This window comes from Streptomyces longhuiensis (genome assembly GCF_020616555.1).
In the GTDB taxonomy this organism is placed as follows: Bacteria; Actinomycetota; Actinomycetes; order Streptomycetales; family Streptomycetaceae; genus Streptomyces; species Streptomyces longhuiensis.
Genome location: NZ_CP085173.1, coordinates 7,852,270 through 7,869,288 on the forward strand (window position 1 = coordinate 7,852,270; position 17,019 = coordinate 7,869,288).

The window sequence follows — 17,019 nt, forward strand, 5'->3', positions numbered from 1 at the left end:
TACGGGCAGGCATGGGCGGAATGTCGAAGGAAGGGCCACGGGGGCCGGGGGAGGACCGGGAGCGGGCTGGGGATTCGGCTGGGGGGGCGATTCCTGGTCCTGATGAATCGGGGCGGCCGCGGGATTCGGCTGGGGGATCGAACGCTGGTCCCAGCGAACCGAGACGGCCGCGCGGGGGCATCTGGTCGCGGGACTTCGGTCTGTTCTTCTCGGCGCGTGCCGTGGCCAAGCTCGGGGACACGATGCTGCCGGTGGCGCTCGCCGCGGGCTTGCTCCAGCACGGGTACGGCGCGGGCGCCGTCGGCCTCGCGATGGCCGCCTCCGTGGCCTGCTTCGCGGGGCTCGTCATCTTCGGCGGCGTCTTCGCCGACCGGTTCAACACCCGGCTGCTGATGATCGGCGCCGACCTCACACGTCTCGTCACCCAGTCCTTCGCCGCGGTCATGTTCTTCTCCGGGCACGTGGTGCTGTGGGAGATCTGTGTGATCGGCGCGGTGAACGGCGCGGCCGCCGCCCTCTTCCAGCCCGGCGTCGCGAGCACCGTCCCGCGCCTCGCCACCGACGTACAGGCGGCGAACGGCGCGATACGCGTGGCCGAGTCGGTGGCGCAGCTCGCGGGTCCGGCCGTCGCCGGCATGCTCGTCGCGTTCGCCTCGCCGGGAGTCGTCTTCGCGGCTCACGCGGGCACGTACGGTCTGAGCGCCCTGTGCCTGCTCCTGCTCCGGCTGCCTCCGGCCCAGCCCGGCACCGAGGCGATCCGGGGCAGCGGGTTCCGGGCCGATCTCGTCGAGGGCTGGCGGGAGTTCAGATCGCGCACGTGGCTCTGGGGAGTCATTGCGATCTGGTGCGTGTTGATGATCGCCGCCTGGGGCCCGGCCGTCCCGCTCATCGCCACGCAGGTCGTCCAGGAGCACGGCCCGCGCGCCTACGGCCTGGTCAACTCGGCGCTCGGCCTGGGCACGGTCATCGGCGGCGTCTGCGCCCTGCGGCTGCGCCCCCGCCGGATGCTGCGTGCCGGCGCCGTCGCCCTGTTCGGCTTCAGCCTGTTCCCGGCGACCGTGGGCGCCGGATTCGGCGTGGAGTGGATGGCGGCGGGCGCGGTCGTCGCGGGCGCGGGCATGTCGTTCTGGGGCGTCATGTGGGCGACCAGCATCCAGACCCAGGTCCCGCGCGACGTCCTCAACCGCATACACGCCTACGACGTCGCGGGCTCCCTCGCGATGACACCGGTCGGCCAGGCGCTCGCGGGCCCTGCCGCCGGGGTCTTCGGCACCCGCCACGTCCTGCTCGCGGGTGGCGTCACGACCGTCCTCGTGGCGGCGGCCCTGCTCTCCGTCCCCGCGATCAGGGGCCTGATACGGGTGGACAGCACCGTGCCGGTGCCGGGCCGGAGCCTGGACAAGGCCGCCTCTAGCCGCGAGCCCGCCCGCCGAGGAAGCCGCTGATCCGATCCCGCAGAGACGCGGGGTCGAGGCCGTGCGCGGCCACGTGCTCCTCGATCTGTCCGTACCGGCGCAGCTCACGGCGGCCCACGCCCAGCCCCAGCACGCGGTGCGGCAGATCGGCGAGCGCGTCGTTGGCGGCCGCAGTCGACGTGCCCGCCAGATACGGCTCGACGATCACCACGTCGGAGGCGTCGGCCGCACCGGCGGCACGGCGCAGCGCTCCAGCGTCGAAGGGCCGCACGGTCGTCGCGTAGAGCACGGTCACGTCGAGGCCCTCCGTAGCGGCCAGGACCGCGTCGAGCATCGGCCCGACCGCGACCACGACGCCGCCCCGGCCTTCGCGGACAGTCAGGAAGCGCTCCCCGTCGACGGCGAGTGCGTCCTTGTTCGACTGCACCGAAAGGCGGACGTACACCCGGTCGTCACCGGCGCCGACCGCGTGCCGGAGCAGCGTCTCGGCCTCGTCCGGGTGCCCCGGCACATGCACGGTCCACCCGTCGAGGGTGTCGAGCAGGGCCACGTCGCCCGGCGCCATGTGCGTGAAGCCTCCGGACGGCCAGTCGAAGGAGGCAGCGGCGCTCACCAGGACCCCGCCCACGTCCTGGTGCCCGAGGTCGAGCTTGACCTGCTCGAAGGGGCGCTCCACCAGGAAGCTGGCGAAGGTGTGCATGACGGGCCGCATCCCGGTCAGCGCGAGCCCCGCGCCCGTCCCGATGAGCAGCTGCTCCCTGATGCCCACATTGATCACCCGGTCCGGGTGCCGGCGCTCCGCCTCCACGAAGCGGTCCCTGCCGATCTCCGCGAGGACGACGGCGACCCGGGGGTCCTCGTCGAGCAGCCGGGAGACGACAGGGGCGAATCGATCACGCATGGTGTCCATGACGTGGGTGTCCTTCCTGGGAAGAGAGAAGCGAGCGGAGGAGAGAGGGCGGCGCAGAGAGAGGCGCCGCGCCTCAGCCGTTCTTGGGCTCGACACGGGCGACGACCACGCGCGGCTTTCCCGGGTGCGGCGCGGCGAAGGCGGCGTACAGGGCCTCGTGATCGCGTCCGTCGACGGTCGCGGCGGACCAGCCGGCCGCCTCGAAGCGGGCGGCGATACCGCCGGGCCGGGCGTGACTGGCCGAGGAATTGTCGACAACGACGGTGTGCAGCCGGTCGAGGGCGGCGGGCCCCGCGAAGGCGATGGCCTCGTGGTTGCTGCCCTCGTCCAGCTCGGCGTCCCCGATCAGCGTCCAGACCGCAGGCTCCGCGAAACCCTGCGCGCGAAGCCCGAGTGCAGTCCCGACGGCGATCGGCAGCCCGTGCCCCAGGGACCCGCTCGCGATCTCCACGCCGGGGACGAGCACCCGGTCCGGGTGGTGCCCGAGCGGGGAGTCGTACGACCCGAAGCCGGGCAGCCACTCCACCGGCACGAACCCCTTCGCCGCGAGCACCGCGTAGTACGCCATGGGGCCGTGGCCCTTCGACAGCAGGAACCGGTCACGTTCCGGATCCCGTACGCCGTCGGGCGTCACCCGCAGTACGCGGTCGTAGAGCACCCACAGGACATCGAGGGTGGAGGTCGCCGCAGGGCCGTGCTTCTCGTCGCCGGTCATGCGTGCCATGAGGGCCGGAAGGTCTTCGTAGGAGTAGGAGGCCGCCGCTGTACGTGCCGCTGTCGTTGTCATGACAGGAGCGTGCAACCTCAAGCCAGCTTGAGGTCAAGAGCGACCTGCCACGCGCCGGCCTCGGAGGAAAGGGGTGCGCGACCACGGCTCCGAGTGCGGTATGGTTTCCGTGCGCGTTCGGCCAGGGGAAAGCCCAGGTCAGACGAGCACCGGGACGTGGCGCAGCTTGGTAGCGCACTTGACTGGGGGTCAAGGGGTCGCAGGTTCAAATCCTGTCGTCCCGACAGTTCGAACGTATCGAACGTCGCAGGTGAAGGGCCGTTTTTATAACGGCCCTTTTTCTGTTTCCGGGCCCGCTCCCTGGGAGCGATGGGAGGGAGTACGCTCCCTCGCAGTCCCCGTAACGGATTGCTCCCACTCGGCCCGCTGGCCACATATTCGATTTCTTGGCCATGCGTTCACATTCGTGCCCGTTTTGTGACGGCTGGCTCCCCTTCGTTCGGGGGGCCTTTTGGGTATGGGCTTGTGCTCTTCGCACAGGTCACACTCGCTCCCAGTGGGAGCGGGGCTGGGAGCGGCGTCCCCATAACTGGAACCGACGGTATGGGGCCATGCGAAATCCTGGCCCCATGTCCGATTTCAGGGACCCCATATGCCGGATTCCTGTCCGGGCCGTTGCGTGCAGCATCGAGAAGTTGAACGCGGTTGGGAGATGCTGCGCAGGTGAGAGGTGCAGCAGACGGGAAACAGAGCGGGCTCGCTGCAGCTGTAGATCGGGCTTCCCCCCGCCAATTGCCTCACCGTCGGGCGAGGCACCGCCAACGGCGGGCTTCGCCCGAGCCCAGGGCCTCGACGGGCCGGGGGCTTGACCGGCGAGCGCCCCGCGCGACCACCGACAGAAGCGGACTCTTCGCCGGCGGTATAGGCAGTCGGTGAAGCCGAGCGGGGTTACTCGTGTTCGACCCTGCGAGAGCCCGGGCGAAGACTGGCTGCACCCGACGGGCGGAGCCCCCGCGGGTGGGCGACGATCGTCGGCATGCCCCCGCATCGGCGAGCTGTTGCGGGCCCCAGGGTGTCACCGCCGGAAGCTGAGAAGCGCATCGACGGCATTGCCGCTCGAAGCCACGTCGCGACGCGAAAGCGTCGACAGCGTCATCACGGCCTTGCTCGATCTGGGCGACGGCAAGCACAGCTGATGGTTGATCCGGGCGTGAGCAGCGCGGCCTGATCCTCGGTTTTGCCGGGGTACTGCTGACGTTTAAAGCGTGGTGTCGGCAGGGGCCGACGGTCCGTGATCCCTCCGGTATGCCGACTGCATGCGGTATGCACAAGGAGGCGGACCGACGAGCGGCGGGGCTTCCGCGAGAAGTTGAGGATGGATGCGGCCCAGCGGTTCGTGGAACGAGGGCACGGCTGCCCCTCTCGGGGCGCATCTGGATCCGGTGAACTTGATGGGGCGGCCCTGGTCCGAGGTGCCTGTGCCTCGTCGCATGATCCGCTCGCGCGTGCCGCCGGTCATCGGCTCGCCCTGCTGTCAACAGCTACGGCCTCGACCCGTACGAGCACGTCGGCATCTGAGACCCGTTCGACGTGCATGTCGTAACGGAGTTGGTCGGGACGGCCAAACCGGATCCATCGATCTACCGGCTCGCCCTGGAGTGCATCGGGTTGCCTGCCGAGCGGTGTGTCTTCGCGGACGATCATGCGGTGAATCTTCCGCCTGCGATCGAGCTGGGGATCGCCACTATGCACGTCACGGACAGGCCGCGGTGGTGTCCGAACTGGAGGCCATCCTCGACGTCACTGCGGTTCGCGCCGCGTGAGCCCAACTGCGGCCTCGTTCGGTGTCGCCAGAAATCTTGGCGGTGTGAGGACCTGCACCGTTAGGGTCGATGGAGGATCACGCACCCGTCTGGTGAGAAGCGTGTTCACGCCCGGGTCCAATGGGTGGGCACGGACTAGTTGGAGAAGGCGGCAGGGTCACATGAGTGCAGGCAGCGCAGGCGGTTCGGCGGCGGACGCCAGGCTGGCACGACTCGCTCAGCAATCCAGGAACTTTGGATTCCTTCTGCCCGACCTTCCGCTCCTCGTCGCCTACGGGGCTGCTGCCGAGAGCCACGTCTTCGACGATCCCAACACCTCGCTGATCAAGTCGCGGCAGTTCGGAGAAGCCCTCGCGGAGGACTTGGTGAGCCGCGGCCGGGTCCGGGTCGAGGGAAGTGCCCAGTTCGACCGCCTCAAGGCTCTGGACCGGGAGGGCTATCTCCACGGAGACGTCGGCAAAGCGTTCCACGAGGTCCGCACACTCGGCAATGACGCCAACCACAAAGGCCACGACAGTGCCGAAGATGCTTTCCGCGCTTTGCGTGCCTGTTTCCGGCTCGGCGTCTGGTACCACCGTCTGCTCACCGGCTCCCGTGAACAGCTCACCTTCGTACCGCCGAGTCCGGACCGGACTCTAGCCGCTCGGAACGCCAGGCTGGCGGACGATGTCGCCGCTGCCCGCAAGGCACTCGAGGAGGCCCGGCTCAGCTACCAGGACCAGGCATCCCAGGCCCAGGTCGAGCAGGATGCGCGCACCGCCGCCGAGCGCGAACTCGCCCAGGCCCAGGCTGAGCGCGAGGAGCTGGCCCGCCAGGTCGCCGCTATGCAGGCGCAGCTGGCGGCCATCGAGACGGCGGCCGACCGGGAGCGTGCTCACCGGCACCGGGCCGACGCCACCAGCACCGCCGCTGCCTCCGCCGCGGTCGCGGAGCGCGCTCGCCTCCTCGACAATGCGGAGCAGGCCTCCCGAGAGCCCCTCACCGAGGCCCAGGTCCGTTCCAGGCTCGACGAGATGCTGTCGCAGGCTGGCTGGGACGTCCAGAACGCCGCATCGGGCCTCAACCTTCATGTTCAGGGCGACCGGCGCGGCAGCGGAGTCGCCGTACGTGAGGTGACCACCGCACGCGGCCGCGCGGACTATGCCTTGTACGTGGAGGCCAAGCTCGTCGGCGTCATCGAGGCCAAGAGGGAGGGCGCCGACCTCTCGGCAGCAGAGACCCAGGCCAATGGATATGCCGACCACCTCACGGACGCACAGCAGCGTCTGGTGGCCTGGCGCACCCCGCTGCCGTTCCGCTACGTGAGCGATGGAGGCGAGACCCGCTTCCGCTCCACACTCGACCCCGATTCCCGCACCCGCCGGATCTTCTCCTTCCACCAACCGCGCACCCTGGCACGCTGGATGCGCCAAGCCGACGAGGACCCCCAGGCCCCCAGCTACCGGGCCCGGCTGCGGCTGCGGATGCCCGAACTCGACGAGCGCCCGCTGCGCCCGGCTCAGATCACCGCCGTCCAGGGAGTGGAGAACTCCGTTGCCCTCGGCAGAGGCCAGCACGGCATGGGCCAGTCCCGCTCCCTTGTTCAGATGGCCACCGGGGCCGGCAAGACGTATACGGCGGTCACCTTCGCCTACCGCATGCTCAAACACGCTCGCGCCGAACGCGTTCTCTTCCTCGTGGACCGCAACAACCTGGGCGCACAGGCCTTCGCTGAATTCGAGAACTTCACCACCCCGGATACCCACCGGAAGTTCGCCGACCTCTTCAACGTCCAGCGGCTGGGCGCCGAAGGCATGCTGGCTTCCTCGAAGGTCGTCATTTCCACCGTCCAGCGCCTCTACATGGAGCTCACCGGCCGTCGTCTTCCCGATTCGCTGCCTGAAGGCGAGGGCAGCGAAGCCGATCTGCCGTACGACGTGCCTGGAGATATCGAGGTCGGCTACAACGACACCATCCCTCCTGAAGCCTTCGACCTAATCGTCGTTGATGAGTGTCACCGCTCCATCTACGGCAAGTGGCGTTCTGTCCTGGAGTACTTCGACGCCCCGATCGTCGGGCTCACTGCCACCCCCGTCGCCCAGACCTTCGGCTACTTCAACGGCAACCTGGTCAGCGAGTACACCTACCGGGAGGCCGTCGCCGACGGAGTCAACGTCGACTTCTCCGTGTACGAGATCGAGACACGGATAACAGGCGAGGGCGGGGTCATTGCCCAGGGCACGGTCCCGGTCCGCGACCGCCGTACCCGCCGCCAGCGTTACGAGGACATCGCCGAGGACATCGAGTACGGAGCGAAGGAGGTCGGCGTCGGCATCATCAGCAAGGACCAGCTGCGCACGGTGATCCAGACCTTCCGGGACCGTCTCTTTACAGAGATCTTCCCGGAGCGCGCCAAGCGGGACCGGGATACCGGCGCACTGCTCTGGGACGAGATGTACGTCCCCAAGACCCTGGTCTTCGCGAAGAACGACAACCATGCCGAAGAGATCGTCGAAGTCATCCGGGACGTCTTCGGCAAGGGCAACGACTTCTGCACCAAGATCACGCACGCGGCCCGGAAACCGGCCGAACGGCTCGCCGACTTCCGCAACCTTCCCCAGCTCCGTATCGCGGTCACCGTCGACATGATCGCCACAGGCACGGACGTCAAGCCCCTCGAATGCCTGATCTTCCTGCGGGACGTCAAGAGCTGGGCCTACTTCGAGCAGATGAAGGGCCGGGGTGCGCGCACCCTTTCCCTCACCGATTTCGAGCGGGTGACACCCGGCGTCGGCCCCAAGACCCGCTTCGTCATGGTCGACGCGGTCGGCGTCACACGAAAGCCGAAGGTCGACGCCGCGCCCCTGGAGCGCCACAGTGACAAGCAGATCAGTCTGGAGAAGCTGCTCCGTAAGACTGCCGCGCACACGATTGAAGAGGAAGAGGTATCCACGCTCGCCTCGCGCCTCGCCAAACTCGATCTCCAGATGACGAGCGAGGAGCGCGCCGAGATCGAACGAATCAGCGGTGGCGTATCGCTGAAGGACATCGTCCACGGCATGGTCAAAGCGGTCTCGACTGATGACCAGCTGGAGGCCCGCGAGGCCGCCGAGCGCGCCGGCCGCGACCCCGAACGTGCGGTCCGCGACCTCATCGAACGTGCTCTGAAACCACTTGCCGCCGCACCGGTACTGCGCGCCAGGCTCCTGGAGATGCGCCGCGCCAAGGACATCCTGTACGACGAGAACAGCCGTGACGCGCTGGTCCGGGCGGGCGCGGCCGTCGACGACGAGGAGAGCGCACAGGCCACCGTCCGCGGCTGGAAGCAGTACATCGACGACAACCGCGACGAGATCGCGGCCTTGACCATCGCTTTCGGCGCCGACTCCGACATCCCACCCGCCGCCGCCCTACGACGCCTCCAGGACGTGGCCCGCAGCGTAGCCAGGCCGCCGCGTTCCTGGACCCCCGACACCCTCTGGAAGGCGTACGAGAACCTCGGCCAGGCACTGGTGCGCAAGCGGGCCAAGCGCACCGCTGCCGACCTCCTCGCCCTCCTGCGCTACGAATTGGCCGGCGGTGCAGAACGCGGAGCCCCGGCGCCCCGCCCTCACGAAGAGGCCGTACAGGAGCGGTATTCGGCCTGGCTCGCACGCCAGGAACAGTCCGGCGTCAGCTTCAGTACGCGCGAACGCTGGTGGCTCGACCACATCGTCGGTGCGACCATCGAGCGTGTACGCTTCGACACCGCCGACCTTGACTACGCCCCGTTCACCACGCGCAACGGAACGGACGGATTCCTCGCCGAATTCGGTGCGAATCGGGCGGAAGAAATCATTGACGAACTGGACAAGGAGCTGGGCGCGTGACGGACTCGGGCGTGGGGGATTCAGTGGCGATCGCGCCGGGGGAGGGGCTGCCGGAGGGGTGGGTTCGCGCTCGAATCGGGGAACTATGCGAGGTTAATCCGCGAGCGTTCGACGAAGAACCGGACGACGATGACCTGATCTCTCAGGTTCCGATGGCCTTGGTTGAGGCGGAATCGGGTCGGGTGGATGCTTCGACGCAAGTGCGGTTCGGTGACTTCAAGAAGAAATCGCTGACCAGATTTCAGGAGAACGACGTTCTCTTTGCGAAGATCACGCCGTGCATGGAGAATGGGAAAATTGCCAAGGCGCAAGGCCTCGTTGGAGGTCGGGCGTTGGGGAGTACTGAGTTCCACGTGCTCCGCAGTGCGGGGGGAGTTCTCCCTGAATATCTGATGCATTACCTTCTTCAGCGAAACGTGCGACGCGTCGCCGAACAGCACATGTCTGGCGCGGTTGGGCAGCGCCGAGTGCCGCGTTCTTATCTGGCGAACCTTGAAATCCCGGTTCCGCCCCTCTCTGAGCAGCGCCGAATCGTTGCCAAGCTGGACGAACAGCTCACCCACATCGAGGTCGGCGAGGCGGCTCTTGCGGAAGCCCGGAGCCAGTTGGGCACCTTTGAAGTGATGCTACTCGCTCGGGCTACGAAGGCGAATCCGGAGGCCCCCTCGTGGGAGTGCTTGACGATTGGTGACATGGCCAAGGTTTCATCAGGCGCTACCCCTTTGAAGGCTAGGGCGGACTATTATGACAATGGGTCTGTGCCGTGGGTTACCAGTTCCCTTCTTAACGAAACGTATGTCGATCGCGCAGATAAGTTCATTACGAATCTTGCGCTAGCTGAGACATCGGTGAAGGAGTACCTTCCGGGGACGATCCTTATGGCGATGTACGGGGAAGGGAAGACTCGTGGCAAATGTGCTGTGCTAGGAATTCGTGCGACCACCAATCAGGCATGTGCGGGAATCGAGCTTGATCCTGAGTATGAATCGAGGCGTGCGTGGGTGGTGGCGCTCCTTGAGGCCCTGTATGAGGAGAATAGGGCGTTGGCCTCTGGTGGTGTTCAGCCGAATCTGAGCCTGGGTCTTATTAAAAAGATTCGCGTTCCACTTCCCCCGGTGGGCCGCCAGAAGGAAATACTGGCGGAGCTGGCACATCGTCGCAGCGAAGTCGCTGCAATGCACACGGTGATCGAGGATGCGAGTGTGCAGGCAAAAGTGCTCCGTGGCGCTCTCCTCCACGCCGCTTTCACCGGCACCCTCGTCCCCCAAGACCCCGCCGACGAGCCCGCCTCAGCTCTGCTCGACCGCATCTGCGCCCAGCGTCAGGCTGCCGTCAAGCCCGTACGCAAGCGCACCCCACGCAAGACCACCAGCAAGCCGGCCTCTTCGGGCCAGGAAGAACTTCCCCTGTGAGCACCGCCGTGAGTACCGACAAGCAGGCCGCCCCGGTCTCGACCTCCACCCTCGTCAACCGCCTCTGGTCGTACTGCGAGCTGCTCCGCCACTCCGGCGTCTCGACTCTCGACTACGTCGAGCAGCTCACGTACCTCCTCTTCCTGAAGATGGCCGACGAGCGCGCCAAGCGCCCCGCCAAGTTTCGCCGCAAAGCCCCCGAGGCACCCCTCGTCCCCGAGGGCCGCGACTGGACGAGCCTGACCACCCGGTCCGCCGAAGCGCTCCTCGACCACTACGAGTTCATCCTCAAGGACCTCGGTCAGCGCGGCGGCACCATGCTCGGCGAGGTCTTCACCAAGGCGTCGAACAAGATCCATGAGCCGGCCGTCCTGGAACGTCTGATCAAGGATCTGATCGACCCGCACACCTGGACCACCGAGAACCAGGACCTCAAGGGCGACGCCTACGAAGGCCTCCTCCAGCGTGGTGCGGAAGACCGCAAGACGGGTGCGGGCCAGTACTTCACCCCCCGCCCGCTCATCGACGCCATGGTTGACTGCATCCAGCCGAAGATCGGCGAGACGATCACCGACCCGGCCTGCGGTACTGGCGGCTTCCTCATCGCCGCGCACGCCCACATCGCCACTCACTACGAGGACGAGCTGTACGGCGACGAGGGCCGCAAGCTCCAGACCGGTTCGATCACCGGTTACGAGCTGGTCCGCGAGACCGCCCGCCTCGCCCTGATGAACATGCTGCTGCACGGCATCGGAACCTCCGAGGCCAAACCGCTGATCACCATTCAGGACTCGCTGGCCAAGCCGATCCACAAGCACTACGACATCGTGCTCGCCAACCCGCCCTTCGGCGTCGGTTCCGTGACCGGCGAGGCGTACACCGCTCGTACCGACTTCTGGGCCCCCACCACCAACAAGCAGCTCAACTTCGTCCAGCACATCTACAACCTGCTGAAGACGAACGGGCGGGGCGCCCTCATCCTTCCCGACAACGTCCTCTTCGAGGGTGGCGCGGGCACCACGATCCGCCGCAATCTCCTCGACCTGTGCAACGTGCACACCCTCCTCAGGCTCCCGACCGGCATCTTCTATGCCAACGGCGTCAAGGCCAATGTCCTGTTCTTTGACAAGACCGGTCAGCGTTCCGGCGGCCGCCCCGGCACCCGCCAACTCTGGGTCTATGACTTCCGCACCGATCAGCGCTTCACCCTCAAGCAGCGCCAGTTGCGCCGCGAGCATCTCGACGACTTCGTCGCGGCCTATCACTCCGGCGGTTCCGACTACTCGTCGCGAAAGCCCAGTGAACGGTTCCGTGCGTTCGATTACGATGAGTTGATCGCTCGCGACAAGGTCAACCTGGACCTGTCGGTCCTTCAGTCCGCCTCGTCCTCCGACACAGCCTTCGCGTCTCCCGACGTGATCGCCCAGGAGATCGTGGACGAACTGGAGACGGCCCTGGCCCAGTTCACCACAGTGGCCCGCGCACTCAAGACGGGTGTGCAGACCGCGGACGACAGCACCACCGAAGGCGAAGAAGCGCAAGAGCGGTAAGCCGCCGTCACCCCGAGCGGGTCGACAGGGCCGTGAGGCCCAGGCCCGCTCGGGAGCACGACGGAAGGTAGGGCGAAGCATGACGGTCGGGCGGGGCATCGGTCGAGGAGCGGCGGGGGAGCGGCAGGAAACCGAATGGACGAGCAGGCGGATCACGGAGCGCCTGTGGAAGTTCTATCGGGAGAAGACCAGCACCAAGGCCCTGACCCGTCTTGAGTTCGTCGAGCACATCGCCTACCTGCTTTTCCTCAAGCTCGACCACGAACACACCCAGCGCCCTGGGCGGTTCGCCAAACTGCCCATCGCCCCGGCCGGCACCTGGCCCACGCTCACCGACCTCAACGGGGAGGACCTGCACGCCTTCCTCGCCCGCTTGATGGAGGAGCTCGGCGCCCCCAACCCCACTGATCCACGCAGGGCTACCGCGAGCGTCCTCTTCCACGATGCCCAGCCCTGGAACATAGACCGGATGTCCGAGCTCAGGCGGCTCGTCGTCGAGGAATTCGCCCCCTACCAGTGGACCGCCGTACCGCAGAGCGCCCTCGGTGAAGCGTTCTCCTCCATACTCGCCGAGTGTCGAGAGGACTTCCTCACCAAGCGACAGACCGGTCAGATACTCACCCCGCCTCCGCTCCTCGCCGTCGTCGCGAAGGCCCTCGCCGTTACCGGGGAAGACAGAGTGATCGACGCGGCCGGTGGCCTCGGCAGCACGCTGATTGCTGCGCACCGGGAGATGGCCGCCTCCGGCACGTATGTCGACTCGACCGCTATCGCGGCGGCCGACATCGATGCCCAGATGTGCCGGTTCGCCACCATGAATATCCTGCTCAACACAGGACGCGTCCTTTCGGACATGCCGCCCGTCCTGCGCGCAGACTCCCTCAAGGCAAAGGGCGTCGCAACCCGCCGGTACCACCGAGACGTGGCCGCGACCGTGGCTATCTGCAACCCCCCGTTCAAGAGCGGCGACGTCGTGCCCGACACCGACCAGCGCGACGACTTCTGGGCGCAGAAGGCCGACCTGCCGACCAACTTCCTCCAGCACCTCGCCATCACGTTGCCGCAGGGCGCTCGGGCCGCTGTGTTCGTTCCCGACGGGGTCCTCTTCGGTAGCGGTGCTGCGGCTACCGTCCGCGAAGCGCTCCTCAAGAACTGTGACGTCCACACTCTGCTGCGGCTCCCCACGGGCATCTTCCACGGCACCAACTCCAAGTCGAACATCCTCTTCTTCACGAAGTCCGTTCCCCGGCCGACCGGTGAGCCTGCCACCCGCGAGCTGTGGGTGTACGACGCCCGGACCGACAACCACCACACGGACACGGGAAGGCCCCTCACCGAGGCCGATTTCGCGGACTTCCTCGCCGCCTACCGGCCCGGCGAGCTCGACCATAGAGGGCGCACCACGTCCCCGCGATTTCATTCGTACCCGGTGAGCGAGCTGCTCCAAGGGCCAGGTGTGAGCCTTGATTTGAAGGCTGGCCTCGCCGCAACCCTCGACGACTTCGGCTCCCCCGGAGAGATCGCTCTGTCCATTGCCGAGCACCTTGACGAGGCGGGAAAACGCTTCCGCACGGTGGCGGAGAGCCTTGCGTAAGGCCGGTCGAGTCCGCCGGGGGAGTCGCACCGCTGGGTAGTTCTCTGCCCGTACTAGCCGCACACAGCCGCAACATGTCGACGAAGCCCGTCGTCGCACGGAAGAACGGGGATTTCGCGTACATGCCCGCACCGCACCGCACCTCTCGTCCATCCACTCAGGACGTGCCCACTCAGGTCCGTCAGGTCGCCCGGGCCCTGGACGAGACCTATGCCGACCTCATCGACGTCAGCGACTTCGCCAACCACTCCGAGGACAGTCGGGTCAGCAATTTCCGGAGCCGGGCGCTGGCCGCGCACGCCGTACGGATTGTCACCGGCTGGAGCCCGAGTGATGCCGCGCTCACCGTCATCGACGGTGGAGCCGACCAGGGCATCGACGCGATCGCGGTGGACCACGACCGTAAGCACGTCTACCTGGTGCAGAGCAAGTGGTCCAACAAGGGGAACGCCACGGCGAAGCTCCCTGTGATCCACGGTCTCTTCGCCGGCCTGCGGCTGATCGACAGCGAGCAGTTCGCCCAGTTCAACCCGCGCGGGCGGCTCCTCGCGGAGCAGGCGAAGCAGCTGATGGTCAGTGGCATGGCTCCGGTTACGCAGGTCATCGTGCTCATGGGGACCGATCCGCTGTCGGCTGAGCTGCGCCAGGCTCTGGAAAACGGTGAACGGGAGTTCAATCACCACGGGGACCGGCTTGGCCACAAGGTCATCCTCGCCCGCGAGATCTACGCCCTGGTGCGCGACGACATAGCGGACGAGCCCATCGACTTGGAAGCCGACCTCAGCCCTTGGTTCAAGCTTCCCAACCTGTACGAGTCCTATCAGGGCGTGGTGTCAGCGGATCAGGTCGCTTCATGGGCGCAGGCGGGCAATGGTCTCTTCGCGCGCAACATCCGTAACCCGCTCGGCCTGACCTCGATCAACAACGAACTCGTCACCACGCTCGTCGAAGAGCCCAATCACTTCTGGTACTTCAACAACGGGATCACTGTCCTATGCGAGTCCCTGGAGGCGACGCACCGGCAGATCGGAGTGCCGGAGAGGTATCCACTCAACCTGAAGATCCATGGAGCGAGCGTCGTCAACGGCGCCCAGACGGTCCGCTCGATCGCCGATGCCGTCGCCAAGGGCGGCAACGACGCGTACGCGGCGGACGTCGGGATCAGGGTCATCGTCACCGGTGGGGCGACGGAGTTCGCGAAACAGGCAACCCGCGCTACCAACCGTCAAAACAGCGTGGAGGCAAGGGACTTCATCTCCCTCGACCCGGTACAGGCAGCCCTCATCGAGGAGATGGAGGCCGAGTTCGGCCTCGCCTACGGGGTGCGGCGTGGCGAGCTGGAACCGATGCAGGACGCCGGCTGCTCCGTGGTGGAGGCGGCGTGTGCCCTTGCCTGTGCACATCCGGGAAGCCAGTACGCGGCCCGCATCGCGTCGAACCTGGACGTTCTCTGGGAGCGGGGCGGACAGGGCGTGTACGACGCGCTCTTCCGCCCGCAGCCGAGCGTCTTCCTGCTATGGAACGCGGTGAGAGTGCTGCGTGCCGTACGCGCGGGATTGGCCGAACTTCGCAAGAGCTACTCAGGCAGGGCCGCCGCCGCCGTCGAGCACGGGACGTACCTCATCGCCCATTTGGTGTTCCGGCAGCTCCGTGACGCGGACGAGGCCGACGGGACCATCGAGGAACCCGATCCCACGCTTGCTTGGGCGCAGAACGCCATCCGTCAGGTGCCGGGGCTGCTTGCTCGCGCCGTCCCCGCTCTGGTCATGGCCATGGATGCGATCGGCGAGCGCTCCCGTATCCAGTATCTGTGCGCGGATGCCGGGTCGGTGCGTGCGCTGGTGACGGACGTACTCGACACCCTTGACTCGGGGGCGACCGTCGGTAGTGAACTCCCGGAGAAGTACCGCAATCTTCCGACCCGGGAACGCAAGCGCCGTCGGCCCAATGCTGTACACGTCATCGTAGGTCAGGGTGCGTTGAAGGATGGCGCGCCGATGTTCCTGCACACTTACATCGAGCCCGAGCGCAAAGCCCTGGAGCCTTGGCTCGCCGCCAACGAACTGCGCGCGCGAGCCACGTGGGTCAATCACCACACCAAGCCGCTTTTGTGGGCCGCCGACGGCAACCGCTACTCGCCCTCCGGGCTCATCGCCCGCATGTGGGAGCTCGCTGAATGGGAGGAGCGTCCCGTCTCCAACCAGGGCACGGCTCGTTGGGCGACTGAGGGCGGAGACACCCTCGTTGACCTCGCTCGTCGATTGCTCGAAGACATGGAGAGCGATGGATTGGGTGAGCAAGAGACAAGCTGACCGAGAGGGCTGCGTTCTCTTGCTGCTCCTGCTGCGGCAGGCGGGAGGACGAGGCTGAGGCCTTCGGGCGGGAGTGAAGTCACCTTGATCTCCCCCATTAGCCGAGGTGGCGACGTTCCGGGCCTGTTGCACGGCCTTGTCCCGCGTGAAGACCCGGGTTTGGGCCGCTGGTCTGCGATGACCGGCTGCAGGAGGGCTGCCGGCTCGGACATGATCGGGGCATGCGGTGGTCATGGATCTATCTGGTGGCGCGCCGGGCGCTGGAGCTGGCGGGCCTGCGGATGCTGGGCAGTGCGGCGAAGGACGTCGAAATCCTGGTACTGCGGCGTCAGATTGCGGTGCTGCGACGACAGGTCGGCCGACCTGAGTTGGAGCCGGGAGACCGGGTGTTGCTCGCGGCGTTGTCGCGGCTGCTGCCCAAGGAGCGCTGGGGGAGCTTCTTCGTCACCCCGGCGACGCTGCTGCGCTGGCACCGAGAGTTGGTCGCGGACGCTTGGACCTTCCCCAACAAGAAAGCTGGACGGCCGCCAATACCCCCAGGAAACACAGGAGTTGATCCTGCGCCTGGACAGGGAGATCCCGCTGGGGGCACCGGCGCGTACAGGGAGAGTTGGCCAGGTTGGGCGTCGCAGTGTCGGCGGCCACCGTCCGGGCAGTGCTGCGGCGGGCGAAGGTGCCGCCCGCGCCCCAGCGGGCGCGCGACAGCTGGTCATCCTTCCTACACGTCCAGGACTCCGGGCTGCGGGCCTGCGATTTCCTCCATGTGGACACCGCTTTCTGCCAGCGTCTGTACGTGCTGTTCGTGATGAAGGTCGAAACGCGCCGGGTGCACATCCTCGGCATCACCACCCACCCGAACGGGGAGGGGGTGGCCCAGCAGGCCCGCAACCTGATGATGGACCTGCGCGACAGGGTGGACCGGTTCCGATGCTTCCTGCGGGACCGGGACGGGAAGATGTCACCCGATCGTGCACCAGACCCAATGTACGGAGGCCCGGCACCCCATGGCGGTTGCCGGGCCTTGTCGGCGTTGGGCGGGCTCGCATCTATCCCCTGGGCCACAACTGACGGCAAACTGGCACCCCAGTGAGAGACGCGGACGAGTCCGCTGGTCGTAGGCCCTTCGTGGCTTCGTCGTGTTGATGCCCGTAGGGTGGCAGCCAGTGGGACGAGACGGCGTTACGGACTGCAAGTTCAGTGGGAACGACGAGCGGTTCCACGAACGGTGAGAAGCCGCCAAACGGCGTCGGACGCCCGCGCTGACCATGTCGGTGAGTGCGAGGGATATGGGTACCCAGAGCAGCGTGCAGAGCCCTCTACCATCCAGCTGGCCTGCGGAATCGCGTGGGCCGTGCTGTCTCGTGCTGGTGGTTCTCGGACTTCCTGAAGCTTGAGATGTCGGCCGTTTTCGGCCACTGCGCGTGCCTG

At 66.9% G+C, this 17,019-nt stretch carries 10 protein-coding genes and 1 tRNA gene; 9 read left to right on the plus strand and 2 right to left on the minus strand.

Features of this window, described 5'->3' with window-relative positions; translation table 11 throughout:
- The first annotated feature begins 20 nt into the window (after window positions 1–20).
- Window positions 21–1,445 carry an MFS transporter gene (locus LGI35_RS35745; RefSeq protein ID WP_390955225.1) on the plus strand — a complete coding sequence of 475 codons (1,425 nt, stop codon included), beginning with the start codon at window positions 21–23 and terminating at the stop codon, window positions 1,443–1,445.
- Here the strand turns inward: LGI35_RS35745 and LGI35_RS35750 are convergent.
- Together LGI35_RS35750 and LGI35_RS35755 are read right to left on the minus strand one after the other, a co-directional pair.
- The gene (locus tag LGI35_RS35750) at window positions 1,411–2,325 is read right to left on the minus strand and encodes a transketolase family protein (RefSeq protein WP_227298403.1); all 915 of its coding nucleotides are present in this window, start codon (window positions 2,323–2,325) and stop codon (window positions 1,411–1,413) included. The two genes, LGI35_RS35745 and LGI35_RS35750, sit on opposite strands and share 35 nt — an antisense overlap.
- Window positions 2,326–2,398: 73 nt before the next feature.
- Window positions 2,399–3,112, minus strand: coding sequence for a thiamine pyrophosphate-dependent enzyme (locus tag LGI35_RS35755; RefSeq protein ID WP_227298404.1), 714 nt, complete (start codon window positions 3,110–3,112; stop codon window positions 2,399–2,401).
- Between the two features lie 150 nt (window positions 3,113–3,262).
- On the opposite strand from LGI35_RS35755, the gene LGI35_RS35760 reads away from it, so the two are divergent.
- The 8 genes from LGI35_RS35760 (at window position 3,263) to LGI35_RS35795 (ending at window position 16,681) form a co-directional block, all read left to right on the plus strand.
- Window positions 3,263–3,336 (plus strand) — tRNA-Pro (locus LGI35_RS35760).
- Window positions 3,337–4,642: 1,306 nt separating this feature from the next.
- Window positions 4,643–4,939, plus strand: coding sequence for an HAD-IA family hydrolase (locus LGI35_RS46650; protein ID WP_423835747.1), 297 nt, complete (start codon window positions 4,643–4,645; stop codon window positions 4,937–4,939).
- A 97-nt stretch (window positions 4,940–5,036) separates the two neighbouring features.
- Window positions 5,037–8,723 (plus strand): DEAD/DEAH box helicase family protein, encoded by a 3,687-nt coding sequence (locus LGI35_RS35770; RefSeq protein ID WP_227298405.1) that lies wholly within the window; start codon window positions 5,037–5,039, stop codon window positions 8,721–8,723.
- Complete coding sequence (locus LGI35_RS35775; RefSeq protein ID WP_227298406.1) at window positions 8,720–10,135, plus strand: restriction endonuclease subunit S; 1,416 nt, start codon at window positions 8,720–8,722, stop codon at window positions 10,133–10,135. The genes LGI35_RS35770 and LGI35_RS35775 overlap by 4 nt, the downstream gene beginning before the upstream one ends.
- Window positions 10,132–11,685, plus strand: coding sequence for a class I SAM-dependent DNA methyltransferase (locus LGI35_RS35780; RefSeq protein ID WP_227298407.1), 1,554 nt, complete (start codon window positions 10,132–10,134; stop codon window positions 11,683–11,685). Before LGI35_RS35775 ends, LGI35_RS35780 begins: the two co-directional genes overlap by 4 nt.
- A gap of 79 nt (window positions 11,686–11,764) precedes the next feature.
- Window positions 11,765–13,279: an HsdM family class I SAM-dependent methyltransferase gene (locus LGI35_RS35785; RefSeq protein ID WP_227298408.1), complete on the plus strand. Its 1,515-nt coding sequence runs from the start codon at window positions 11,765–11,767 to the stop codon at window positions 13,277–13,279.
- A gap of 122 nt (window positions 13,280–13,401) precedes the next feature.
- Complete coding sequence (locus LGI35_RS35790) at window positions 13,402–15,591, plus strand: AIPR family protein (protein WP_227298409.1); 2,190 nt, start codon at window positions 13,402–13,404, stop codon at window positions 15,589–15,591.
- A 619-nt stretch (window positions 15,592–16,210) separates the two neighbouring features.
- Complete coding sequence (locus tag LGI35_RS35795; RefSeq protein WP_227298410.1) at window positions 16,211–16,681, plus strand: hypothetical protein; 471 nt, start codon at window positions 16,211–16,213, stop codon at window positions 16,679–16,681.
- Window positions 16,682–17,019: the final 338 nt, after the last annotated feature.